29 protein-coding genes are annotated in these 23,645 nt (G+C 63.5%); 16 read left to right on the top strand and 13 right to left on the bottom strand.

Features of this window, described 5'->3' with window-relative positions; translation table 11 throughout:
- Positions 1-209 precede the first annotated feature (209 nt).
- From AC5V87_RS15650 to AC5V87_RS15640, 3 genes are all read right to left on the bottom strand, one after another.
- Positions 210-1,187, bottom strand: a complete 978-nt coding sequence (locus AC5V87_RS15650; protein WP_456837499.1) for a tripartite tricarboxylate transporter substrate binding protein — start codon at positions 1,185-1,187, stop codon at positions 210-212.
- A 70-nt stretch (positions 1,188-1,257) separates the two neighbouring features.
- Positions 1,258-2,160, bottom strand: coding sequence for a VOC family protein (locus AC5V87_RS15645; RefSeq protein WP_456837498.1), 903 nt, complete (start codon positions 2,158-2,160; stop codon positions 1,258-1,260).
- A 16-nt stretch (positions 2,161-2,176) separates the two neighbouring features.
- Complete coding sequence (locus tag AC5V87_RS15640) at positions 2,177-3,169, bottom strand: zinc-dependent alcohol dehydrogenase family protein (RefSeq protein ID WP_456837497.1); 993 nt, start codon at positions 3,167-3,169, stop codon at positions 2,177-2,179.
- Between the two features lie 110 nt (positions 3,170-3,279).
- Here AC5V87_RS15640 and AC5V87_RS15635 point away from each other — a divergent pair, with 110 nt between their 5' ends.
- The 4 genes from AC5V87_RS15635 to AC5V87_RS15620 all read left to right on the top strand — a co-directional run bounded on the left by AC5V87_RS15635 (position 3,280) and on the right by AC5V87_RS15620 (position 7,122).
- The gene (locus AC5V87_RS15635; protein WP_456837496.1) at positions 3,280-3,981 is read left to right on the top strand and encodes an FCD domain-containing protein; all 702 of its coding nucleotides are present in this window, start codon (positions 3,280-3,282) and stop codon (positions 3,979-3,981) included.
- A 93-nt stretch (positions 3,982-4,074) separates the two neighbouring features.
- The gene (locus AC5V87_RS15630) at positions 4,075-4,938 is read left to right on the top strand and encodes a fumarylacetoacetate hydrolase family protein (RefSeq protein ID WP_456837495.1); all 864 of its coding nucleotides are present in this window, start codon (positions 4,075-4,077) and stop codon (positions 4,936-4,938) included.
- A gap of 8 nt (positions 4,939-4,946) precedes the next feature.
- On the top strand, positions 4,947-5,522 hold the full coding sequence (locus AC5V87_RS15625) for an amino acid synthesis family protein (protein ID WP_456837494.1): 576 nt from the start codon (positions 4,947-4,949) through the stop codon (positions 5,520-5,522).
- A 1,285-nt stretch (positions 5,523-6,807) separates the two neighbouring features.
- On the top strand, positions 6,808-7,122 hold the full coding sequence (locus AC5V87_RS15620; protein ID WP_456839241.1) for a hypothetical protein: 315 nt from the start codon (positions 6,808-6,810) through the stop codon (positions 7,120-7,122).
- Here AC5V87_RS15620 and AC5V87_RS15615 read toward each other — a convergent pair.
- The 6 genes from AC5V87_RS15615 to AC5V87_RS15590 form a co-directional block, all read right to left on the bottom strand.
- Positions 7,110-7,376 carry a DUF3551 domain-containing protein gene (locus AC5V87_RS15615; protein ID WP_456843380.1) on the bottom strand — a complete coding sequence of 89 codons (267 nt, stop codon included), beginning with the start codon at positions 7,374-7,376 and terminating at the stop codon, positions 7,110-7,112. The two genes, AC5V87_RS15620 and AC5V87_RS15615, sit on opposite strands and share 13 nt — an antisense overlap.
- Before the next feature lie 82 nt (positions 7,377-7,458).
- Positions 7,459-7,683, bottom strand: coding sequence for a hypothetical protein (locus AC5V87_RS15610; protein WP_456839242.1), 225 nt, complete (start codon positions 7,681-7,683; stop codon positions 7,459-7,461).
- Between the two features lie 277 nt (positions 7,684-7,960).
- Complete coding sequence (locus AC5V87_RS15605) at positions 7,961-11,110, bottom strand: efflux RND transporter permease subunit (RefSeq protein WP_495371506.1); 3,150 nt, start codon at positions 11,108-11,110, stop codon at positions 7,961-7,963.
- On the bottom strand, positions 11,107-12,183 hold the full coding sequence (locus AC5V87_RS15600) for an efflux RND transporter periplasmic adaptor subunit (RefSeq protein ID WP_495371505.1): 1,077 nt from the start codon (positions 12,181-12,183) through the stop codon (positions 11,107-11,109). The genes AC5V87_RS15605 and AC5V87_RS15600 overlap by 4 nt, the downstream gene beginning before the upstream one ends.
- On the bottom strand, positions 12,180-13,295 hold the full coding sequence (locus AC5V87_RS15595) for an efflux RND transporter periplasmic adaptor subunit (protein ID WP_495371504.1): 1,116 nt from the start codon (positions 13,293-13,295) through the stop codon (positions 12,180-12,182). The genes AC5V87_RS15600 and AC5V87_RS15595 overlap by 4 nt, the downstream gene beginning before the upstream one ends.
- Positions 13,292-14,161: an ATP-binding protein gene (locus tag AC5V87_RS15590; protein WP_495371503.1), complete on the bottom strand. Its 870-nt coding sequence runs from the start codon at positions 14,159-14,161 to the stop codon at positions 13,292-13,294. Before AC5V87_RS15590 ends, AC5V87_RS15595 begins: the two co-directional genes overlap by 4 nt.
- Before the next feature lie 203 nt (positions 14,162-14,364).
- On the opposite strand from AC5V87_RS15590, the gene AC5V87_RS15585 reads away from it, so the two are divergent.
- Together AC5V87_RS15585 and AC5V87_RS15580 are read left to right on the top strand one after the other, a co-directional pair.
- The gene (locus tag AC5V87_RS15585; RefSeq protein ID WP_495371502.1) at positions 14,365-14,736 is read left to right on the top strand and encodes a TetR/AcrR family transcriptional regulator; all 372 of its coding nucleotides are present in this window, start codon (positions 14,365-14,367) and stop codon (positions 14,734-14,736) included.
- A complete protein-coding gene (locus AC5V87_RS15580) occupies positions 14,691-15,017 on the top strand; it encodes a TetR/AcrR family transcriptional regulator C-terminal domain-containing protein (protein ID WP_495371501.1) in 327 nt (108 codons plus the stop codon). The genes AC5V87_RS15585 and AC5V87_RS15580 overlap by 46 nt, the downstream gene beginning before the upstream one ends.
- Before the next feature lie 37 nt (positions 15,018-15,054).
- Here AC5V87_RS15580 and AC5V87_RS15575 read toward each other — a convergent pair whose 3' ends face one another.
- From AC5V87_RS15575 to AC5V87_RS15565, 3 genes are all read right to left on the bottom strand, one after another.
- Positions 15,055-15,699 carry a TetR/AcrR family transcriptional regulator gene (locus AC5V87_RS15575; RefSeq protein ID WP_495371500.1) on the bottom strand — a complete coding sequence of 215 codons (645 nt, stop codon included), beginning with the start codon at positions 15,697-15,699 and terminating at the stop codon, positions 15,055-15,057.
- 8 nt (positions 15,700-15,707) lie between these two features.
- Positions 15,708-16,145 (bottom strand): hypothetical protein, encoded by a 438-nt coding sequence (locus AC5V87_RS15570; protein ID WP_495371499.1) that lies wholly within the window; start codon positions 16,143-16,145, stop codon positions 15,708-15,710.
- A gap of 72 nt (positions 16,146-16,217) precedes the next feature.
- Positions 16,218-16,472 (bottom strand): hypothetical protein, encoded by a 255-nt coding sequence (locus tag AC5V87_RS15565; protein WP_456839251.1) that lies wholly within the window; start codon positions 16,470-16,472, stop codon positions 16,218-16,220.
- A 154-nt stretch (positions 16,473-16,626) separates the two neighbouring features.
- Between AC5V87_RS15565 and AC5V87_RS15560 the strand changes: the two genes are divergently transcribed.
- The 10 genes from AC5V87_RS15560 to AC5V87_RS15515 all read left to right on the top strand — a co-directional run bounded on the left by AC5V87_RS15560 (position 16,627) and on the right by AC5V87_RS15515 (position 22,045).
- Entirely contained in the window at positions 16,627-16,827 is a 201-nt protein-coding gene (locus AC5V87_RS15560) for a hypothetical protein (RefSeq protein ID WP_456839252.1), read from the top strand.
- Complete coding sequence (locus tag AC5V87_RS15555; RefSeq protein ID WP_456839253.1) at positions 16,824-16,979, top strand: hypothetical protein; 156 nt, start codon at positions 16,824-16,826, stop codon at positions 16,977-16,979. The genes AC5V87_RS15560 and AC5V87_RS15555 overlap by 4 nt, the downstream gene beginning before the upstream one ends.
- A gap of 20 nt (positions 16,980-16,999) precedes the next feature.
- A complete protein-coding gene (locus tag AC5V87_RS15550) occupies positions 17,000-17,218 on the top strand; it encodes a hypothetical protein (protein WP_456839254.1) in 219 nt (72 codons plus the stop codon).
- A gap of 58 nt (positions 17,219-17,276) precedes the next feature.
- A complete protein-coding gene (locus AC5V87_RS15545; RefSeq protein WP_456839255.1) occupies positions 17,277-17,573 on the top strand; it encodes a hypothetical protein in 297 nt (98 codons plus the stop codon).
- A gap of 4 nt (positions 17,574-17,577) precedes the next feature.
- On the top strand, positions 17,578-18,177 hold the full coding sequence (locus AC5V87_RS15540; protein ID WP_456839256.1) for a PepSY domain-containing protein: 600 nt from the start codon (positions 17,578-17,580) through the stop codon (positions 18,175-18,177).
- 33 nt (positions 18,178-18,210) lie between these two features.
- Positions 18,211-19,383, top strand: coding sequence for a DUF3734 domain-containing protein (locus AC5V87_RS15535; protein ID WP_495371498.1), 1,173 nt, complete (start codon positions 18,211-18,213; stop codon positions 19,381-19,383).
- 30 nt (positions 19,384-19,413) lie between these two features.
- Positions 19,414-20,205, top strand: coding sequence for an acetoacetate decarboxylase (locus AC5V87_RS15530; RefSeq protein ID WP_495371497.1), 792 nt, complete (start codon positions 19,414-19,416; stop codon positions 20,203-20,205).
- Positions 20,206-20,272: 67 nt separating this feature from the next.
- A complete protein-coding gene (locus AC5V87_RS15525; RefSeq protein WP_495371899.1) occupies positions 20,273-21,061 on the top strand; it encodes a 3-hydroxybutyrate dehydrogenase in 789 nt (262 codons plus the stop codon).
- 28 nt (positions 21,062-21,089) lie between these two features.
- Positions 21,090-21,338, top strand: coding sequence for a hypothetical protein (locus AC5V87_RS15520; protein WP_456839259.1), 249 nt, complete (start codon positions 21,090-21,092; stop codon positions 21,336-21,338).
- A gap of 98 nt (positions 21,339-21,436) precedes the next feature.
- Positions 21,437-22,045 carry a sll1863 family stress response protein gene (locus AC5V87_RS15515; RefSeq protein WP_495371496.1) on the top strand — a complete coding sequence of 203 codons (609 nt, stop codon included), beginning with the start codon at positions 21,437-21,439 and terminating at the stop codon, positions 22,043-22,045.
- A 599-nt stretch (positions 22,046-22,644) separates the two neighbouring features.
- Here the strand turns inward: AC5V87_RS15515 and dhaK are convergent.
- On the bottom strand, positions 22,645-23,634 hold the full coding sequence (gene dhaK, locus AC5V87_RS15510; RefSeq protein WP_495371495.1) for a dihydroxyacetone kinase subunit DhaK: 990 nt from the start codon (positions 23,632-23,634) through the stop codon (positions 22,645-22,647).
- Positions 23,635-23,645 lie beyond the last annotated feature (11 nt).

The following is a 23,645-nucleotide window of genomic DNA, read 5'->3' as shown; positions in this document are numbered from 1 at the left end:
CCTCACGGCGGAGTTCGCTTCTCGAACCGTCGGCATCACGTCCTTCGAGAATGTTCGGACTGAGTGAGACACCTCACCGAAGATCAAATCGCCGAAAGCGAAGGTCCCCTGACACGTTGACTCCCCTTGGACTTGCTGTGCCAAACGCCTGCTGGCGGCAACACGACGTTTCGGCGGCTCCCCTGATCATCGTGAGGTGTTGCTCGCGATCAGATCTTCGGGATCTTCGCCCCCTCCACGACGCCCGTCCATTTGGCGATCTCGGTCTCGATCAGCGCCTTCATCTCGGCTGGCGAGCTGCCGCGGACTTCACCGCCGACCGCCGTCTCCAGGCGCTGCCTGATCTCGGGATCTTTGATCACATCGAGCGTCGCCGCGTTGAGCGTCGCCACGATCGCAGGTGGCGTGCCCTTCGGCGCCAGCAGGCCCGCCCAGGTGCGCACGTCATAGCCCTTGATGCCGGTTTCCTGAATCGTGGGAACATCGGGCAACAACGCGGTGCGCGTCGGCGACGTCACCGCGAGGCCGCGGATCGCGCCGCTCTGGATCTGCGGGGCGAGCAACACGGGCGTGCCGACGATGACCGGAACCTCGCCACCGAGCAGCGCGGTGATGGATTGCGAATCGCCGCGATACGGCACGTGCACGATCTCGACGCCGGCAGTCGCGTTCAACAGCTCTCCCGCCAGATGATGCGTGCTGCCGAAGCCGACCGATCCGAAGCTGAGCGCGCCCGGCTTCTCCTTCGCGATCGTGATGAGCTCGCCGAGCGATTTTGCCGGGTAATCGCTGCGCACGGCGACGACGAGCGCGTAATAGACCAGTGTCGAGATCATGTCGAAGCTCTCCGCCGGCTGATAGGCGAGGCTCTTGTAGGTCGCCGCGGAAATCGCATGCGCCCCAGTGACGAGCCCGAGCGTGTAACCATCCGGTGCCGCCTTTGCGACCGCGTCCGCCGCGATATTGCCGCCAGCACCAGGCTTGGCCTCGACGATGATCGGCTGCCCGAGCTTCTTCGAGAGCCCGTCGGCGATGATGCGCGACAGCGTGTCGGCCGCACCGCCCGCAGCGAAGCCGTGCAGCAAGCGGATCGGACGCGACGGATAGGTCTCCGCCGGCGCCGAGGTGGTTGCGAGACAAATGCCCAGCAGAAAAATGGACGCAGCAAGCCGCTTCATCCGACGCATGGATGCTCTCTCCCTTTGACTATTCTATCGTTGACCGCAGCGCGTGCGGCGTCTTCAAGTCGCGATCGCGCTAGCGCGCGAACTCCGTGCATTCAGGCGATGGCGGCATGCCCCAGATATCGCGCGGCAGACCAACCCAGACCTTTGGCCGCTGCGGACGATCGCGGTGCCAGGGCCGCGGCTCGAAATAGCCGAGCGCCTCGTCGGTCATGCGGTCGAGATCGCAAAACAGCTCGACCAGATGGCCATCGGGATTGCGGTGGTAGATCGCTGTGTTGTGGCCGGGGCCGTGACGAACCGGCCCCCAGAGCACTGGCAGCTTGTGCCGCGCGAGATGATCGCAGGCGCGATGCATGTGCTCGGGGCCGCGCAGCTCGAAGGCGAAGTGATGAAGACTGCGCGTGGGCGCGCGGGCGAAGTTCAGCGTGTGATGTTCGAAGCCGCTGCGCATGAAGACGAAGCGATCCTCGATCCAGTCGGAAACCCGCAGGCCCATCATGTTGGCGTAAAACTCCGAAGCGGCTTTCGGATCGGGCGTGCGCAGCGCGACATGGCCGAGCTTGGCGACAGCGAGGGCGCCGATCCGCTCCTGCGCGGGCGTCGGCGTCCAGCCCTGGATCAACTCGAAGCGCGTGCCCTCGGGGTCGCTGAAGGACAGCAGCCGGGACACGCCAGGCAGGGCATCGCTGTGGAGCTCGGGCCGCAAGTCAGCCTGCTTCAGCGCGGCGCCCAGCGCCTCCAGCTGGACGTCGGGAGATATCTCGAAGGCGATGCTCTTCAGCGCGGCGTCCCCTCGCTCGATCACCAGCGACAGCTGCTCGGAGTCGTTGGCTAGGAACAGGCGGCCTCCGTCGCGGGCAACCAGGCCAAGACCGATCACGCCGCGGTAGTAGTCGAGCAGCCGCTCGGGATCGGGCGAGGTGAAGGTCGCGTGCCGCAGCCGGGTGAAGCGTGCAATGGGTGCTTGTGTCATCGTGCGGTCCATCCCCTCACGGCGTCATGATGATCTTGCCGAGTGCGGAGCCTTGCTCCAGCAGCGTATGGGCTTTCCTGACCTCGTCGAGCCTCAAGACCGCCGAGATCGCGGGCTTGATGGCATTGCGGCCCAGCGCTTCGATCACGCTGCGCATCAGGGCGCGGCGGCCGTCGCGATCATGGTCGTAGATGTGGAAGGAGAAGCAGCGCACGGCCGGACAGATGTCGAGATGATTGCGCATCGCCGCCATCAGATTCTCTTCCGGCAATCCGGCGAAGGCGTTGTATGACAGCAGCGTGCCCCATTTGCCGAGCGCGCCGAGATAGGCGGTGAACTCGGGCCCACAGACGTGGTCGAGCACGAGGCCGACACCTTCGCCCTTCGTCAGCTCGCGCGTCCGCGCCACGACATCCTCGCTGCGATAGAAGATGACGTGATCGGCGCCGTTGCTTCGTGCGAATGCGGCCTTCTCTTCGGTCGAGACCGTGCCGATCACGGTCATCCCGGCGAGCTTCGCCAGCTGCACCAGCGCAGTGCCGACGCCGCCGGCGGCGCCGATCACCAGCACGCTGCTGGGTGCGCGCGGATGGCGGCACTCATGCAGCAGTGCCCAAGCGACCTGGTAGTTCGAGAGGCACACAGCAGCTTGCAGATCGACATGGTTGGGCAGCGCGTGAACGGCGTCCGCGGGCGCGACCACATAGTCGGCGTAGCAGCCGCCGCGCTGGGACAGATCACGCGCGCTCAGCAGCACCTTCTGGCCGATTGCAAATCCCTCGACGCCGGGCCCAAGCGCGGAAATGCGGCCGGCGACGTCGTTGCCGGGATTGGCCGGCAGCGGCGGCATCCATTTGTAGACGCCGCGCCGGATCAGCGCGTCGGGCTGCCCGACCCCGAACGCCTCGGCCCGGATCTGCACCTGGCCGGCGCCCGGCACAGGCACCGGAAGCTCGACCACCTCGAGGGCATCCGGCCCACCCGGCTGACGCACCAGCACTGCCCTCATGATGTCACGGCCTCCCAGCCCGATATTTTCGAAAATAATACCGTTTACGAAAATTATTGCAAGATGGTCGTTGTCGCGGCATGTTGAGGCATCGATTCATTGGCTGAGCCATGTCCGAAAGCGCCATTCGCCCCCGCAAGGAATTCGGCAAGACCATCGCCGCCGACATCACGCATCGGCTGCGCGAGGAGATCATTGCCTGTGGCCTCGCACCTGGCGAGCCGCTGCGCTTCGACGTGCTGCGCGAGCGGTTCGGCGCGAGCTTTACGACGCTCCGCGAGGCGCTGACCGCGCTCGCCGCCGAAGGCCTGGTCGACGCCCAGGAGCAGCGCGGATTTCGCGTGGCGCCGGTCAGCCGCCAGGATCTGGTGGAGGTCACCGACGCCCGGGTGCTGATCGAGGTGGAATTGATCCGCCGCTCGATCGAGCGCGGCGACGATGACTGGGAAATCGCCGTCATTTCGACGCTGCACCGCCTGAAGCGGATCGAGCAGCGTGATCCCGAACATCCCCTGCGCGATCCCGAATGGAAGATCGCCCATCGCCAGTTCCACCAGGCGCTGGTGTCCGCCTGCGGCTCCGCGACACTGCTCGCCATTCGCGCCGAGCTGTTCGACCGCGCCGAGCGCTACCGGCACCTGTCCGCCAATTTCCGACCGCGTCCGCGCGACAAGGCCGGTGAGCACCAAGCGATCATGCAGGCCGCAATCTCCCGCAACGCCGATCTCGCCGTGCAGCTGATCGAGGCGCATATCCGCTCGACCTCCGACAACGTCGCGGCCTACGCCGGGCATCTGCTCGACACCGAATAGGCCGCCCGCATTTTCATGCGGGGCGGGCTTGCGTCCCGGCTGATTTTCGAAAATAATATAGATATCGAAAATTTTGACCCTAGGGGCGAAACCATGAAGCTGCTGTCGTTCTTGGACGGAAATCGGGAAAGCTGGGGCGCCGTTGTCGAAAACGGCGTCGTGGATCTCGGCCGCGCCCTGCCCCAATACCCGACGCTGGCCGACTTCCTCGGCAGCGACGACTTTGCGCGCCGCGCGGCCATCGTCGCTCAGCACAAGCCCACCCTGGCCCTCGGCGATATCAAATACCTTCCGGTGATCCCGCGTCCCGAGAAGATCGTCTGCGCCGTGCGCAACTATCTCGACCACCACAACGAGGCGGTGGCGTTCGGCATGAAGCGCGAGATCACGGAGTTTCCGCCGATCTTCCTGCGGGTCTGGCGCTCGCAGGTCGCGCACAACGCGCCGGTGATACGGCCGAAGGTCTCGGACAATTTCGACTGGGAGGGCGAGCTCGCCGTCGTGATCGGCAAAGGCGGCCGCCACATCAGCCAGCTTGATGCCTGGAATCACGTCGCGGGCTACTCGATCTACAACGACGTCAGCGTGCGCGACTGGCAACGCCACGCGCAACAGATCGCTTCGGGCAAGAACTTCGTCGGCACCGGCCCGTTCGGACCGTGGCTGGTCACGCCGGACGAGATCGGCGATCCCACCAAGCTGAAGCTGGAGACGCGCGTCAACGGCGCGACCGTGCAGTCTTCCGACACCTCGATGCTGATCTTCTCGATCCCGCGACTGATCGAATATTGCTCGACCATCTTCGACCTGGTCCCCGGCGACGTCATCGCCACCGGCACGCCGGCCGGCGTCGGCTTCACCCGCAAGCCGCCGGTCTTCCTCAAGCCCGGCGACGTGGTCGAGGTCGAGATCGAGAATATCGGCGTGCTCAGCAATCCCGTCGTGGACGAGGCCTAGAGCCACGCATGTATGACATCCGCAAGTCCGCACTCAGCGTCGAGACGATCTTGCATGAGCGCGGCCCCCGCCTGGAGAAGCCGCTGCTGGTCGGAACGGCTGTTGCGGTGATCCGCAATCCCTTCGCCGGCCGCTATGAGCCTGACCTGATGCCATTTCAGGCGTCCTTGCGTTTGCTCGGGCGCGAGCTCGCAAGCGCGTTGATCGCGCAGCTCGGCGGCGCATCGCGCATCGAGGCCTATGGCAAGGGCATCATCGTCGGCGAAGACGGCGAGCTCGAGCATGGCGCCGTTTGGCACGAGGCCGGCGGCCACGGTATGCGCGAGGTGCTGGGACAACCGAAGGCGATCGTGCCGGCGGCGAAGACGATCGGCGGGCCCGGTACGCGGCTGATGGTGCCGCTCGGTCATATCCACGCTGCCTATGTTCGCAGCCATTTCGGCACCGCCGAGATGACGCTGTGGGATGCGCCACGTCGCGACGAGATCGCCTTCGGGCTCGTGATGGCGACCGGCGGCCGGCCTTACGCGCGCATCGGCGGACTCGCAGCGTCCGACATCTCCGTAGGCGATGGGCAGCGTTGATAGAACCGTCAGATATTCTTGCCGCACATTACTTGGGTCGCGATACTCAGCTCGCCGAAGCTGCGGTGCCGAAGCTCGAAGCGAGAACAATCTGTAAAATGAGGCCACCTCACCGCGTCACACCTGCTGCTAAGTGCTTGATTTATATGGTGGGCGCACCAGGGCTCGAACCTGGGACCCGCTGATTAAGGGGCGTATGATTTCCTAGTAAAATCAGTAGCTATTCCGACAAACCTCTCTCGATCCTGCATTGAACCGCCAACAGGTTTTACCCTTGTCGGAATGGCTCGGTAGCAAACTCTCGACGAAGAGCAGCTTGAGTTTGAATGAGTTCTTGGAGTTGTCGGGGGTTCGAGTCGCTGGAGCGACTCGAACCCCTGACGCCGGTTTTTTGTTTTCTCGCTGCAGCTCACGTGACATCTCGGGATTGACCGACGCTGAGCCCTGCTCGCGAGATTATGCCCAGCCTGCGCACCGCACCCGCTCTCCACTCGTCGCGCTTTGCGGACGTCGCGCGTAGGTCCAACGAAGGATCACCTGCGCTTGCCTCCAATGGATTTTTCTTGATCTCCCGGTGCACACGTCGTGCACACGCCGGCCTCTAACTGATTGAAAAACTTGAACTCTCGTTCCAATCCATCATCGGAGCCACGGAAAAGCGATAGCCTTGCGATTTCAATACTTTATCCTATGTTCTCAATGGGATGAATCCGGCACATGTGCACTCCAAACTCGCCGAAATTGCACACGTTTGTACCTGTTTTGACCTCTCAGTGCACGGGAACTGGCGCGTCCAGCTCCGCCGGAAAAACCGTTACGTGGCAGAGACCTTCCGCCGACGCAAGAACGGCGAAGATTGGGCGCTCGATATGGAGCGCAATATCGACTGCAGTGGATCGCGCAAACCCCGCGCAGCGCCCAAGCAAAAACCTTCGGCGATATCATCGATCTGCATATCGAAGACATGCACGAGGTCGGCCGCCCTCCCCGCCGCTCCAAGGCCGCCGTGAGGCACTGAAGGAAGCCTTGGGAGACAGTAAAATTGCCTAACCGCGCATGGCAGCAGGACATCTGCGGTCGGCATTCCCTGCTCCTCGGCGAGCTTGCTTGCGGCAAAGAAACGGCGTCGTCTGGCGACGATCTCGAACGCATTGCCCTGGGGCTGGACTAGCATGCGGCGGTCGGCGGAGCGCGTCGTATTGCGGTCGAGATCAACGCTGATCCCGAGCCGCTCCTTGATGTTCCCCCATCATCGAGCACCGCCTGACCGGTCGACGGCTTCCATTTGAAGGTGCCGTCGGGCCCGAACGATGCGGTGCACGACATCGTAGTCACGCTTTTCCCGGCTTGCCTCATCGCGAACTCTGATCATCCTGTCCTGATCATCCGGATGAATGAGCTGCAGCCAGCCGAGCTCGGACGCAACGGCCTGCCCGCCACGATCGCAGTTGATGAGCTCATGGATTCGGCCATCCGATTTGGCGATCCATACCACGGCTCCAGCCGCCTTGATCAGCGCGCGGTATCGCTCATCGGCAATCCGCAACTGGTTGAGCTGATCCTCTCTATCGACCCGCGCCCGCCAGGTCAGTGGCCGTGACGAACATGCAGCTTCGGAGCATGGGCCAATGATGCATTCGCCTGGCTCGTCGGGCTGCGAAAGCAGCTTCCTCCACGCCCGGCGATTGCCGACACACACTGGTCGATCGTCTCGAATGCGCAACTCCGCACGCCTGAGTCGTAGTCGAGCCGGCAGAACGCGTATTCCTTTGCCGCGACGGCTCCGGGCGGGATTAGAATCGCCGTGGCGGTTGACGCTGCAACAACCACGGTGGAGGCGAAAATCCTATGCATACTTGCTTCCGCAATCTTGATGATGCCGAGACTCACAGGCCGTCAGCGAAGCTGCTCTATTCACATGCAACGTGCTCACAAGCTAATCGCAGACGAGATACCTGCGATGGCGGCTGTAGACGTAACGGCATTCGCTACTCGCGTAGTAGCTCGAGCGCGTACCGCCATAGGCGTATCCGGCATAGGCCCCGACTGCGTATGCGCCTGCATAGGCCGCGGCGCGCGCTCCATATCCATAGCCGTGCTCGCCGCCGTAGCGATAGCCGGCACCACCGATGTTGACCGCGGTCGTTCGCGCGGCGCCCACGATAGCCGGTCCACCGCCCGCACCTCGCGCGGCGAGATCAACGCGCGGCCCGGCTGCTGGAGCGGGACGAGGGCCGGGAGTGGCGATCGCGGAGGCCGGACCGGGAGCTGCGAGGGCTGGGGGTCCTGCCGGCACCATCGGCGGAGGGCCGGCGGGCGCCATCGGTGGCGGCGGCGGAAATTGCGCAAACGCAGTAGACGAGGCCAGCGAACTTGCCGCGACTGTCACAGCGACAGCAAAGGTTGACAGCGTCTTCGAGAGCATCGTCTTCTCCATTCTAGATCTGGGGCTCGAGCATAGGCTGGGGCGCGTGGAGAGCGGGCCTGTCTCCGGCCGGCGCATCGTTCGCAACGGCTTCCGCCTCGTGTGAAGGTGATTCATCCGCATGACCCGGATGGATCCGGAACCAGGCCACATACAGCGCCGGCAGGAACAGCAGCGTCAGCAGCGTGCCGACGATGATGCCGCCCATCATGGCGTAGGCCATCGGGCCCCAGAAAATCTCGCGCGCGATTGGAATGAGCGCGAGGCTCGCGGCGGCGGCCGTGAGCAGGATCGGTCGCATGCGATGCTCGGTTGCTTCCACCACGGCATCCCAAGCCGGCCTGCCCTCCTTCTTGAGATCCTCGATCTGCACGATCAGGATCACGGAGTTTCGGACCAGGATGCCGATGAGGGCCAGCACGCCGAGGATGGCGACGAAGCCCAGCGGCGCGCCGCTCGGCAGCATGGCCATGACGACGCCGATCAGCGCGAGCGGCGCGACCGCGAACACCAGGAACAGGCGCGAAAAGCTCTGCAGCTGCACCATCAGCACGGTGGCCATGACGAACAGCATCAACGGCACGACCGCGATGATCGGCCCCTGGCTCTTGGCACTCTCCTCCACCGAGCCGCCGATCTTGATCGAGTAACCCGCGGGTAGCTGCTTCGCAAACTCGGTCACCTTCGGCGCGAGTTGGTCGACGACCGTCTTCGGCTGAACGTTGCTGACCACGGCGGCCTTCAGGGTGATGGTCGGAATCCGCGCGCGGCGCCAGATCGTAGGCTGCTCCAGCTCGTAGCGCAGATTGGCGACGGCTCCGAGCGGCACGGATTGGCCACCGAGCCCTGTCAGTTGCAAATCGCGCAGCGTATCGATCGAGGCGCGCTCCGGCGCGTTCGCGCGTCCCGTGACGTTGACCAGATAGATGCTGTCACGCACCTGCGTAACTGGCGAGCCCTGGAGCACTGAGTTCAGCGTGGTGGCGATGTCTTCCGAGGTGACGCCGAGCTGGCGCGCCTTGTCCTGGAGCACGTCGACTTTCACGACGCGCGCCGGCTCCATCCAGTCGAACACCACGTTGCCGAGATCAGGACTGCTGCGAATGACGCCTGCAAGTTTCTGCGAGAGGTCGCGGACCTCAGCGATGTCTGGGCCGCTCAGGCGGTATTGTACCGGACGGCCGACGGGAGGACCGACCTCGAGCAGCTTGACGTAGGTGTCGGTGCCCGGAAAGGTCTTCCGCAAGTAATCCTCGAACTGCGACTTGAGCTTGTCCCGCGCGGCGATGCCGCCCTTGGTCACGATCACCTGCTGGCCGAACCAGGTGTTGGCGGTTTGCACATCGAAGGACAGCACGAAGCGCGGCGCGCCGGTGCCGACATAGGTCGACCAGTGCTCGACCGAATCATTGCCCTGCAACTGCTCGCGCTCGAAGCGCGCCATCTGCCCGTTGGTCTCGGTGATGGAGGCGTTCTGCGGCAGGTTCCAGTCGATCACGAGCTCGGCGCGATCCGATGAGGGGAAGAACTGCTGCTGCACGAACTGCAAGCCGAACAGGGCGAGCAGGAAGGCGCCGGCCGTCACGGCGATGGTGCTCCAACGATGACGCATGCAGAACAGCAGGAGGCGCGCGAACATCTGCGCCACCCGGCCCTTCTCTCCGTGATGTCCCTTCATCCTGGCCGGCAAAATGGTGACGCCGAGCAGCGGCGTGAACAAGACGGCGACGATCCAGGAGACGATCAGAGATACCGCGATCACCACGAACAGCGTGAAGGTGAACTCGCCGGCATTGCTGCTGTTGAGCCCGATCGGGATGAAGCCGGCTACGGTGACCAGCGTTCCCGTCAGCATCGGGAACGCGGTCGAGGTATAGACGTGCGTTGCCGCCTTTTCGAGGGGATCGCCGATTTCGAGCCGCGCCACCATCATCTCGACTGCGATCATGGCGTCATCGACCAGCAGCCCGAGCGCGATGATCAGGGCCCCCAGCGAAATGCGTTGCAGCGAGATGCCGCAATAGGCCATCACGACGAAGGTGATCGCAAGCACGAGCGGAATGGCGATGGCGACCACGAGGCCGGCGCGCAGGCCCAGGCTCAGGAAGCTGATGCCGAGCACGATGATCACGGCCTCGAACAGCGCCTCGGTGAAACCCGAGACGGCATGCTCGACCACGACGGGCTGGTCGGCCACGAGGTGGACCCCGACGCCGATCGGCAGGTCGGCGACGATCTTCGTCATCTCCTCCTTCAGCGCTTCACCGAACTGGAGCAAATTGGCCCCGGACTTCATGCCGATCGCGAGCGCAATGGCGGGCTGACCGTTGTATCTGAACAGGGTTGACGGCGGATCGGCGTAGCCGCGCGTGATGGTTGCGACATCGGTCAACGGGAAGAAGCGGTCGTTGATGCGCAGATTGACCGCCTTCAGGCTCGCCTCGGAGGTGAACTGGCCGTTGACGCGGACACTGATCCGCTCCGGCCCCTCCTGGAACACGCCGGAGGGCGCAACCGCGTTCTGGCCCTGCAGCGAATTCATGATGGCGTGGACGTCGAGGCCGAGGGCCGCGATCTTGCGGGTGGAGAATTCGAGGTAGATGACCTCGTCCTGCGCGCCGAGAATGTCGACCTTGCCAACATTGGGCACGGTCAGCACCTTGGCGCGGATGTCCTCGACCTGATCGCGGAGCTGCCGCTGGCTGAGGCCGTCGCTGGTGAACGCATAGACATTGCCGAAGACGTCGCCGAAGCGATCGTTGAAGCCGGGGCCGATCACGCCTTGGGGAAAATCGCCCCTGATGTCGGCGATCATGTTGCGGACGCGCACCCAGGTCGGCTTGACGTCAGCCGCCTTGGTCGAATCTCGCAAGTAAACGAAAACGGTCGTCTGGCCCGCGACCGTCACGCTCTTGGTGTAGTCGAGCGACTCCAGCTCCTCCAGCTTCTTCTCGATCCGGTCGGTGACCTGACGCGTCATCTCCTCGGGCGAGGCGCCCGGCCACTGCGCCTGAATCACCATGGTCTTGATGGTGAAGTCAGGGTCCTCCTGGCGCCCGAGCTGGAGATAGGCAAATAGGCCGGCCGCCATGAAGGCGATCATGAAATACCAGACGAGCGAGCGATGGCCGAGCGCCCAGTCGGAGAGGTTGAACGACTTCATGGCTCTTGATCCTGTTCGATGCGGACGTGCTGTCCCGGCTTGAGGCTGTGAATTCCGGCGGTAACGACGCGAGTGCCTGCGGCAAGCCCGCCGGAGACGCGGATGCCCGCCGGTTCGGCGACGCTGTCGATTTTCTGCAAGGACACAGTGCTTGTGGACTGATCGACCACCCAGACAAAATCGGCGCCGTCCCTGGCGAGCACCGCTGATGCGGGCAGGCGCAAGACCTTGCCCTGATCCTTGCCGAGCTTTGCCGTGACGGTCGCTCCAAGACGGAAGCTTTCGGGCGGGTTGTCGAGCGCGATCCTGATACGTCGCAGCCGTGTCACCGGATCGGCTTGCGGCGCGATTTCGCGGATCCTGCCCTCGACCTGAACGGCAGGAAGAAGCTGCAGGCTGACGGTGAAGGCGAGGCCGACCTCGAGCGGCACGGGAAAGTCTTCCCCGATGTCGACGACCGCCTCGCGGATGTCCGGGCGCGCGACCGTCACCACTGTTTGACCGGGCGAGACCACCTGGCCCACTTCCGCCCCGACGGCGGTGACGACGCCGCCGAAATCGGCCTTGATCTGGGCATAGCCGAGCTGCTCGATCGCTTTCGTCAGGCTCGCCTGCTCCTGGGCGACGGTCGCTTCCGCACCGGCGCGCGCTTGCTCGGCATTATCAAGCGTCTGCCTGGTGGTCGCGTCGCTGGTGATGAGCGTGCGTTGCCGATCCTCGGTGGCCCTGGCCGTCGCAAGCTGCGCCTCGGCCTTCGCAAGCTGGGCTTTGGCTGCGCGAACGGCGAGATCGAGCGCGGTGGGGTCAATCGTCCCGATGATTTGCCCTTCGTTGACGATGTCGCCGACGTAGACCGGACGCGAGGTCAGCCGTCCGAGCACGCGAAAGCCAAGGTTGGTCTTGTAGCGCGGCTCGACGACGCCCACGGCAACCGCGCTATCACCGCTGTTGGGCTTGGCCAGCATCGAGAGCACGGGGCGCACCGGCTCCGGCGCGTTCGTCTCCTGCTGGCACCCTGTGAGCAACGAGGCCGCCGCGAGCGTGCCGGCAATCATCATGACCTGTCGCTTCATGACCGGCCTCCCTCTTCAGTGACAGGCTGGCCGGCGCTTAAGAGCTTGCCGCCGTCGACGACGACGTGCTCGCCGGGCTCAAGCCCTGCCTTGATCAGCACCTGGCCGGCTTCATAAGCGCCGACCGTGACCGGCTTCAGCGACGCTGTCTGCGTTTGGGGGTCGACGGTCCAGACGGCGGGCTTCCTGCCCGCGGCCATCAGCGCGCTCCAGGGCAAGGTGATCTCCTGCTGGGCTTTCGCCTTGACCGTTCCAGCGACGGCGCTGCCCAGCGTCATCGCAACCGGCGGATCTTCGATGGACACCTTGACGCGGATCGTCGAGCTCTTCGCATCGATCACAGGTGAAATCTCTCTCACTTCGCCCGTCGCGGTCACGGCGGGATCCGAGACCAGCGCCAGCGTGACGCGGCGGCCGTCGGTCTGGCCGAGAAAGACGGACTCATAGACGTCGAAAACGGCATCCCGCTCCCCGTCCTGCGCGATCGAGAACACGGGTTGCGCGGCCGGCACGACCTGGCCGACCTCGAGATTTCGCGCGGTCACGACGCCGTCGGCTTCGGCGCGAAGAACGGTATGGCCCAGCGCATCTTGCGCGGTGCCGAGCTGCGCCCGGGCTGCTTGCAGCACGCCCTCCGCCGTTCGCAGGCCCTCCTGGGCCTGATCGTAAACGGTGCGGGTGGTGAAGCCGCTCGCGATCAGTGCTTTCTGGCGCTCGAACGTCGCCTTCGCCACGCGCAGCTGAGCTTCGGCGGAGGCCACTGCCGCGGTCGAAGCATCGACGTCGGCCGCCTGCTCGGCCGGATCGAGCCGGGCGAGGACGTCACCCTTTTTGACGTGAGCGCCAACCTCGACATCGCGGGCGACAACACGTCCGCTGACCCGGAACGAAAGATCGGCACGGAAGCGCGCCTGAACCTCTCCAGTCAATGTGATGGAGCCTTGCCTGTCGCGGGGCTGCACGATCGTGGTCCGGACCAGCGTTGCCCGTGTGGTCGTCCGCGCCGTGTTATCGTTGCAACCAGTCAGCGCAACGCTGGCAAGCACGGTCGCTGCGGCGAGGGCCGTCCCCACATGTGGTGTTCGAACGGGCTTTGAGAATTGGCCTGTCATGGCGCGTCCGTATGATGGGAAGATGACAACAGCCCGCCAAGCGGATCGGCGGATTGGCGGGGGACGACCATTTCGCCCTCTTGCTGGCGCAGTCGTCCGGCAAAGGGATCGGTCTCAACGGTGGGCCCGCGTTGATCGGCCGCTGCGCTTGCCGTGAGCACCGCGTCGTTTGAAGCGGTGGCTCGCGTGCGGCGCGGAGCCCTCATCTGGCGCTTTGCGATCGACCAGTTTGCGGCCCGTTCGCGTTCGGTCAGCGGGAACGAGAGGACGATCGAGGTGAATTCGGCGCCGAAGCCCTGCTCGATCCGGCCGCCGAGCGCCCGGCCGATATCCCTGGCAATCCGCAGCTCGCGATCGGAAACGTCCCGCGCAGGCCGGGAGCCGTTGTCCCGGATCACGCAGTTCACCAGCGCGCCGGTGCGCGTCAGCTTGATCCTGATCTGCCCCGCCCGTGCGTCGAAGCAGGCGTGCCGTGCCGCGTGCATCACGAGTTCATGGACGATCAGCCCCACGTGCCAGCAGCGCTCCGGCTCAAGCGCGAGGGACTGGGTCGCACATGCCAGTTCAATGTTCATCCGGTTGAGGATCGCGCGGCGCATGCCGCAGCCGAGTTTGCGAAGGTAGGTCGCGGCGTGGATCAGCGTTTCACCCGCAGGAATGGCCAACGCACGATGAACATCGGCATAGCCATGCAGCAGCTCGACGACATCGCTGAGCGCGCACTTGGCTTCCGCCCCTTCGGCGCGGATGGCGGCGGCGGAGACCAGGTTGATGGCAAAGGCAACGCCGTTGGAGACCCGGTGATTCAGCTCGCGCAGCAACACGCCTTCCTGCAAGCCGGCGGGGTCTGGATTCAAAACAGTCACCACATTCTCCATCTGCTTCGGCGATCGGGTCAAAGGTCCCGCCGTTCACGGCCGGATGATCCGGGACCACTCGCCAGGCCCGCCGAAGCTTGGGACTGACGTATAATAAACTATACCGTATATTTTGTTTTTCTTGCCTTTCTTCGCGGGCCATGTCAAGTGGGAAAGCAACGCGCACAGACTCGTGATTTCGGAGGCCAAGAATGAAGAAGACGAAGCGAGGCAGACCACCCAAGGATCTTGCCGGTGACGCGCAGGCGCGCATTCTCGATGCAGCCCAGCAGCTGTTTCTGGAGAAGGGCTACCGCAGCGCCAGCATCGACGACATTTCCGAGCTCGCTCCTGCGAGCAAGCCGACGATCTATGCCCATTTCCCCGGCAAGGAAGCGCTGTTCGCGGCGGTGGTGGCCCGCACCATCGACGGCTTGGCGGACTTCGAGGGCTTCTCGCCCGAGGGCCGCACCATCGAGGACAAGTTGATGAGCCTCGGGACAGCCATCGTCGAGAGGTGGTCGAGGAATCGCTCGGCATGGTGCGCGCGACGATCGCGGAGTCGCAGCGGTTCCCCGAACTGAGCCGCAACATTCACGACGCTGCGCGCGATCGCTCCCTGGCCGCAGTGTCCCAGCTGCTGGACGACGCCACGCAGAAGCTCGCTCGCACCCCGAGGGGCCCTTTCAGCGCCAAGCGCAGCCGCGCTAGAGCGCAAATCTTTCTCGACCTCATTCTGCTACCGATGCTGTTCCGGTCGCTCGTCGGCGAGACGCCGAAAGACCTGAAGAAGGAGCTTCCCGGCTTCCTGCGCGAGCGCGTCGGCTTTTTCCTGGCAGCCTGCGAGACGGACTGGTCGCACTAGCTGTCTTCTTTGGACGGTTGACTCGGAAGCATTCGCATCAGCCGGCTGCAATGAGCTGCACGTGAGCTGTCATCTCGGCCGGCTGCAGGAATGGCGTGCGACGCAAAGCCCCCGTACAAAATCTCAACATCTCGTCGAAGCTTGGCCGCAGCGCCGCGGCCCCGACCCGCGAAGGATTGAGATAGACATCCATGGCTTCCAGCAGGCAGCAGGTCAGCGCCATAGGACTGCCGCCCTGCAGCTCTCCACGTGCTTGCCCGGTGCCGATGATCGGTCGCACCAGCCCTCGGATCCTGTCGTCGTAGGTGAGGACAACCGTCCAGTTCTGACGGACGGCCAGAGTTATCAGGTCTTGCAGTCGTCGATGCTTCGCCGGTCGACCTTCATTGCAGTCGGCGATGGCCTTCAGGATTGCGGCCAAGCGCCGTAACGCTGGCCCACTGGCGCGGGCCGCTTCAGCCGCCGCACTGACCGCTTCCTCGAGCACCTCCTGCACCACAGCCTCCTCGATCGCCCGCCTTGAGGGGAAGAATCGATAGACGTTTGCCGAAGACATCGACAGATTCTGCGCGATGTCGGTGACGGTGGTCTTGTTGTGTCCCATCTCGCCGTAGAGATGGATGGCGGCCTGCACGATCTTCCGGCGGGCGCTGCTCGTTCGATCTTCAATGTGGCTGCGCATAGCGTCTCTCACTGCGCCGTAAGGTTCATCAGCTCGCGGCGGCAAGCCTCTCCGAAATCGCGCAAGGGATCCATTTCCTCGATGAATTTGGGGAGATCGACGAATGTCCGATTTGGCGAGAGATACGTTTCGATGATCAAGTGCCCGGCTCTCTCGGCGGCCTGAACGACCTCGTTGCTCGACAAGATCCGCATGCGTCCGACCAGCGTATAGAGGCTGACCAGTTGCGGGATTTCGGCCTGATCATTGACGAGGGCGTCGGCATAGAGTCGTGATGCCTCCTCGATAAAGCTATGATACAATTGTTCGCGCTTCGAGAACGCGCGGGCATGATGAAGTTCTCGACGCCTTCGGCGCCCGCTAAACCATCCACTGACGATGGTCGAGACCGCACCGAACGCAGAGCCGCCGAAGGCAGCCAGGGCCGGTATGTACACTGTGCTCATAAGATCGCTCCTGTGTGCTGTTGCAGCGCGTATGTGGTCCAAGGCAGAGATCACATCACGCCGCAACGTCACTTATCTGCCCCTGATTGATCCGGCGGACGCCTGCTCGAACACCGCTTTACAGCCTTCGCTTAGATCGGATTTCCTGAGCCGCAGACAGGCTTCGACTCCCGTAGGGTCGGGAATGTAGGCACTGCACAGGCGAAAGGCGTCGGGCGTGCAAGCCGCTCGCTGCTCAGGTGTGCCTCGATTCTCCTGGGAAAAAGCTGCCGTCATCCCGATGGCAACCACGACCGTTGCGAACAGCGCCTGCTTCAATCTCGTCATGTCTGATCCTTTCTCTGCTCGAGGTTTGTGATTGGCTGGGGCGGAACTTCGCCGCCTCGATCTGCACACGCGCTTGTGACGCACTCGTCTTGACTTCGGCCATGGCGCATGATTTATATGAACTATACGGTGTATTTTATTAAGGAGACGCCGAATGTCAACACTGCTGTTCGCGTTGATGCGTGAAAATCCGTTGCCCGGCCTCGCCGCCGCCTCGCTGAACGTCGTTGTCGCATTGTGCCTCGTGGCCCTCAGCGTGCTGCTTGGCATCACGATCGCGATGATCGCGTGGGCTCATACGCTCGCCACACGCCAGACCAGCGCCGTTCGGCTGGAGCGGAGGACGGGCGCATGACACCGGTCCTGCTGATCGCCCGTGACTGCATCATCTATTGGGTCAACGTCTGGATCGCGCCGGTGGAATGCGTGTTCGACGTGATCGAGTCCGAGCTCGCGCGCAGAGGCGTTGCGCCTGAGGATTTCGACCGCCTGTCGCAGGCGGCGTGAGACGACGACGGGTACCTGACATGCTGAACTTCGTCGAAGTCTTTGACGTGATGGAAGTGAATCCATCCAGCGGAGAGACCATCTGGACCGGCGTCACCGGAACACGGACGGCGCTCGAGCGCGACGGCTTCATGATCCATCCGAAAGCCGGCGCCTATTGTCCAGCGGAGTGGCTCGACGAGCGCGGCTATCTCGACGCTGAGCTCGCCCGCAGGCACCCGCGCCCCTGGAGTATCTGATGATGAGACGGATTCATATCGTTGCCGGGAGCGAGGCGCCATGAGTCGACCATGCGCAATGTTCATGCGCGCGAGGCAGCCGACCGACAGCGCCCTTCCCTTGCGCGGCTACTTCCTTTGGGTGGGTGGAGTGCTGGTCTGCTTGCTTTGGTTGGCGAACTGGGCGCTGCCGGCGCAATTGCCGGGTCGCTTTTCCGAGCCGGATCCTGCGCGGCCTCCGATCCGCATCCACTCCGACATCAAGCCGCCGGAGCTCGTGGTGATCGATACCAGTCGGTCGCTGCCCGCGCCCTCCGACAAGGAGATCGTCCTCGCCCACTCACCCGTTGCAGGCGCCCAACCCGACAGAGACTGATCCGATGTCCAGACAGCATTTGTTCGCCCTGATCATATGGTCCGCCACGCTCGCCGCCACCGGCGCCGTGGCGGACGTCCAGAATTCCGCGCAGACGGACAGCCGCAGCGCGAGCGCGCAAAGCGATGCCGAGGACGCCGCTATCCGCCGCGTGCTCTCGGAGTTCCGCACCATACCCGTGCCGCTCAGCCGTGCCATCGCCATCGCGGAGCACCTGCATGACGGCTCGAAGACCGCCGACATCAGCTTCGAGATCGACAACTCCCCGCTCTACCGCGTCCGTACCGTCCGAAACGAACACGTGTGGGAGAATGCGATCGATGCCAACACCGGAAGCGTCACCGGCAAGGAGTTGACGTCGTCGCTCAAGGAGCTCGATCGGGAAGATCTCGCCAAGATCCTTGCCCTGAAGTGGATCAAGCAGGAATTGTCGGATGCGGTGCAGGTCGCCGAGAGGGCTGCGGCCGGCAGCGCGCTGGCCGGCGGCCTGATCCGACAGGACGGCAAGCTCAACTTCGTGATCGTCGTCGCCGCCGGGGACCATTTGAAGGAAGTGCTGCTCGAGCCGCCCAAGGTCGAAAAGCAAGACCCGACTCGTCATTAGCAATCCCATCAAGAATGAAAGAGCGAACTCACAATGAACTTCCAGCCTCGATCGCAGCTCTCATCCGCACAACGGCAGCTTCCCTTCGACTGTATCGCGCTGCTGTTGCAGGGCGGCGGTGCGCTTGGCGCGTACCAGGCGGGCGTGTACGAAGCCCTGGCCGAAGCCAGCATTCATCCCGACTGGGTTGCTGGCATCTCGATCGGAGCCATCAATGCCGCCATCATTGCCGGCAATCCGCCCGAGTCCCGTGTCGACCGCCTGCGCGATTTCTGGACCCAGGTCACCTCGACGGCACCCTGGAATTGGTCCGGCAATCCCTTCCTGGATTGGACGCGGAGCGACAATACGCGCAACCTCATCAACCAGATGAGCGCCGGTCTTGCGGCCACGTGTGGCGCCACAGGATTCTTCTCCGCCCGTCCCGTCCTGCCCTGGCTGCAGCCCGGAGGAGCCAGCGATGCGACCAGCATCTATGACACGCGCGCGCTCAAGACCACGCTGGAGCGCCTGGTTGACTTCGATCGTCTTAACGCCGGGCTGACGCGCTTCAGCGCCGGCGCGGTCAACGTCCGAACCGGAAATTTCGTCTATTTCGACAATACCACCCATACGATCCGGCCGGAGCATGTCATGGCGAGCGGCGCGCTGCCGCCGGGCTTTCCGTCGGTGGAGATCGAGGGCGAGCACTATTGGGACGGCGGTCTCGTTTCCAATACGCCGCTGCAATGGGTGATCGAATCGGATGCCCCGCAGGACATACTCGCATTCCAGGTCGACCTCTGGAGCGCCCGCGGTCAACTTCCGCGCAACATGGCCGAGGTCGTCACGCGGCACAAGGAAATCCAGTATTCGAGCCGCACGCGCGCCAGCACCGACCAGTTCAAGCATGTGCAGCGCCTGCGGCGCGCACTAACGGATCTGCTGGGGAAGCTGCCCGACGATCTCAGCCAGCATGAGACTGTGAAACTGCTCAGCACGGCGGTCTCGCGGAATGTCTACAACATCGTCCATCTGATCTATCGCGCGCGCAATCACGAGGGGCACTCCAAGGACTACGAGTTCTCGCGTCTGTCGATGCAGGACCATTGGCAAGCTGGCTATCACGACGCACTGCGCACCCTGCGCCATCCCGAGGTGCTCGCCCGGCCGACGAGCCCCGATGGGGTCTTCACCTTCGATCTCGAACATGACGGCCGCGAGTAGCCGTAACCTCATCATCAGGAGAGAACGCAAATGCGCGAGACTGACGTGAAACGACGCGCCTTCGCCATGCCGCTGACCAACCCGGCCTATCCGCCCGGGCCGTACCGGTTCGTCGATCGCGAATACCTCATCATCACCTATCGTACCGATCCAGCCAAGCTCCGGGCCGTGGTTCCGGAGCCGCTGGAGGTCGACGAGCGGGACGCTCTCGTCAAATACGAGTTCATCCGCATGCCGGATTCCAACGGCTTTGGCGATTACACGGAGAGCGGTCAGGTCATTCCTGTCTCGTTCCGCGGCCGCAAGGGCGGGTACACGCATTGCATGTTCCTCAACGACGAAGGACCGATTGCGGGCGGACGTGAGCTCTGGGGCTTCCCGAAGAAGCTCGCGCAGCCGACATTGCGAACCGAGATCGACACGCTGATCGGCACGCTTGACTACGGCCCGCTGCGAGTCGCCACGGGCACGATGGGCTACAAGCATCGCGAGGCCGATCTGGCGAAGGTCAACGCTGCTCTCAACGAGCCGAACTTCCTGCTCAAGATCATCCCGCATGTCGACGGCAGCCCACGAATCTGCGAGCTCGTTCAATATCATCTCGAAGACATCGTGCTGAAAGGTGCGTGGACCGGACCGGCGGCCCTGGCCCTCACGCCACACGCCTTGGCCCCGGTCGCCGAGTTGCCGGTCCTGGAGATCGTCTCAGCCGTCCACATCCGCGCCGATCTCACGCTCGGTCTCGGGGCGGTGGTGCACGACTATCTGCAGCAGCCGGCTCGCGGCTCGATTCGAGCCGTTGAGCGAGCTCTGGTCTTCTAACTTCATCTCCGCATCGCGATCAGCGGCGCAGCGACAATGTTCGCATGTTATAAGGGAAGTGTCCGAGATGGGAATTCTGAACGGTAAGACGGCAGTTGTCACCGGCTCAACCAGCGGCATTGGCCTCGCTTGCGCGAGGGCATTCGCCGGCGCCGGTGCCAACGTCGTGATCAACGGCCTGGGCGCGCCAGCCGATATCGAGACGGCGCGCGCTGGGATCGAGCGCGACTTCGCAGTCAAGGCGATCTATTCGCCTGCGGATATGACGAAGCCGAGCGAGATCGCCGCGCCCATCGCGCTCGCAGAGGCGAGCTTCGGCAGCGTCGACATTCTCGTGAGCAACGCCGGCATACAGCACGTTTCGCCGATCGAGGACTTTCCTGCCGAGAGGTGGGATGCGGTCATCGCCATCAATCTGTCTGCGGCCTTCCATGCCATCCGCGCGGCGGTGCCAGGCATGAAGAAGCGCGGCTGGGGCCGCATCATCAACACGGCCTCGGCCCATTCGCTGGTCGCCTCGCCCTTCAAGTCGGCCTATGTCGCGGCCAAGCACGGCATTGTGGGCCTCACCAAGACGGCGGCACTGGAACTCGCCCGCTCGAAGATCACCTGCAACTGCATCAGCCCCGGCTACGTCTGGACGCCTCTCGTCGAGAAGCAAATTCCGAACACGATGGCAGCCCGCCGCATGCGCAGAGACGAGGTGATCAGCGACGTCCTGCTCGCCGCGCAGCCCACCAAAGAGTTCGTCACCGTCGAACAGATTGCTTCCCTCGCGCTGTTCCTGTGCAGCGACGACGCCGCCCAGATCACGGGCGCCAACCTCTCGATGGATGGGGGCTGGACAGCTGCGTAACCGGTTTCAACTCACGGAGCCTACGATCATGTCTTCTCTCAAAGAAGCCACGCGATTCAAGACCAACCGCCCTTTCAGGCTCGATCTTGCGGAAGACAACGGCCTGACCAACGCCCTGCACATACGCGAAGCGACCTTCAATGAGGATGTGCTACCCCGTGATGCCGAATTGATGGCTCCGAGCGACTTCTATGCAGCGATTGCTTCCGACCCATCGCCTCCTCGGCCAACGACCAGGGCTGAAGGGGCAAGGCTGTTTCCCTATCTCGCGGCCTGAAGGACGGCGGCCCAGACGACAAAGACAGTTGAGCCAAGTCAACGCGAGCAAAGCCGAGATCGGAGATCATCCAATTCGAACAGCCAATGGAGACGGTCATGTCAGAGCAGAGCAGCATGCATTTTTATCTGAATTGGGCAAAGGAGCGTATCGACGAGATGGACGCCGCGCTCGCCTCGTTCGAGGTCAGGGCGGGCGAGGCCAAGGCCGAATCGAAGGTCAAGGCCGAGCAGATCATCGCCGATCTGAAGAAGCGCCGCGACGAATTCCAGGTTCAGCTCAAGGCACAAGCCGAAGCCGGCGAAGCGGCCTGGGCGCGCGGCAGGACCGAACTCGAGAAGCAATGGAACGGCTTCGAAGCGCAGATGAAGACGTATTTCGAAAGCGCCGGCAAGCAGGTCGAGCAGCAGCAAGCGACGTTCAAGGACATCGCAGCCGCCCAGGCAAAGGCCTGGCGCGAGGCCGCCGACAAGTTCCGTGAGGCCGCGGGCAAGGTGGCGGCAACGCATACCGGGGATTTCGATGCCGCACTCAAGCAGCTGAAATCCGATGCGTCAGCAGCGGAAGCGCGTCTGCAGAAGCTGAAGCAGGCTGGTAGCGAGTCATGGTCCGTTCTAAGCGCGGCGCTCGCGGAATCCCGCAAGGCGTTCGACCACGCCAATCAGGCGGCATGGAATGCGCTGAGAGGTTCTGGCGCGAAGAGCTGAGGGTTTCTGCTAAGCCCCGCCTCAGGCGAGAGGTGCAGGGGAAGATTCGCTCAGTTCTCAACGGAGGTCGAGCGCTTGCAGCACAGCGTTTTGACCGCGGAGTTGATCACCTTGGTGAAGCAGGGGTCTCGCTGGAAGACAATTCCGGCCCCTGCAATAGACCATACCATCAAAGGCGCGAAATCGGACAAATCGTAGCTTGGCGCGTAAAACTCGCAGGATTGGTAGCGGGGGAGCGACCCGAACCTTCGATACCATTTTATCCTCACCAGGATCAGCAGAACTAATCCGCGAAGCCATTAGCGCGACGGCCCGACGAATTGACAAGCTTGCGCTGCCTCATGAGTGGCCGCGCACATACGATCGAAAATTCCGTGACCGCAAATCGGCGTTTTGCGACTGGCACATCTGATGTACGACGGCCATCTGGCTACTCCGGCTGTACTCCGACGATGCGCTGGCGGATGCGCCGGCGAGCGCAGCCTGTGCCAGCAAAAGTGTCGCTGCGGCACCACGATCATGCCGAGCGCGAGAGTCCCGAACATCTGCATCTCAGGCGTATCGCTTTGTCGTTCATTTTGATTCTTCGTTCCCGTCAATCAGATACCCCAGCGGAGCGCGGCGGTATGCACCGGCGCATCCCACAATTCCTTTGACCGGCTGTCCAACACGGAGACGGTGATCGAAGCACCAGCCATGTCGAGGGACGTCACGTAGGAACCGGTCAGAAAACGCGTAGCCGTGATTCCCGCTCCGTCCAGAATGCGCTTGGCGCTGTTGGTCATCAGATAGAGCTCGATCAGCGGCGTCGCGCCAAACCCGTTGATCAGAAGAAGCACTTCACTACCCTTGCTCGGCGCGAGATCCCCCAAGATCGCGTTGAGCATCTCGGCAGCAATCGCATCGGCAGAGCCCAGCGCCACCCTGCGGCGTCCCGGTTCGCCATGAATGCCGACACCCATCTCCATTTCGTTGTCAGCCAGGGTGAAGTTCGGCCGACCCGTCGCCGGAACGGTGCACGGCAGCAGCGCCACGCCCATCGAGCGGGTACGCCGGTTGATATCATCGCCCAACGTCTTGAGAGCGGCGAGCGGCATTCCCTTCTCGGCCGCGGCGCCGACCATCTTTTCCACGATGAGCGTGCCCGCGACGCCGCGGCGACCGGTCGTGTAAGTCGATTTCTCGACCGCGACGTCGTCATTGGTCACTACGCTCCCGACGTCGCGTCCGGCCATCTCGGCGGCCATGGTGAAATTCATCACATCGCCTTCGTAATTCTTGACGATGAAGAGCACGCCAGCCCCGCTGTCGACGGCCTCCGCCGCCTCGATCATCTGATCCGGCGTCGGTGAGGTGAAGACCTGGCCCGGACAGGCGGCATCGAGCATGCCATGGCCGACGAAGCCCGCATGAAGCGGTTCATGGCCGGAGCCCCCGCCCGAGATCAGCGCGACCTTGCCCGGCGTTAGCGTACGGCGGCGCACAAACTTCCGCTCGGCGCCGAGCAGCAGAATGTCAGCATGTGCGGCCGCCAACCCGTCGAGACTCTCTTCGAGCACCGTGTCGGCGCTGTTGATCAGTTTTTTCATTGCGTCCTCCC

This window comes from Bradyrhizobium sp. SOJA106 (assembly GCF_059448745.1).
The sequence above is the reverse complement of the archived record's forward strand: the minus strand, read 5'-3'. Positions and strand labels throughout refer to the sequence as shown.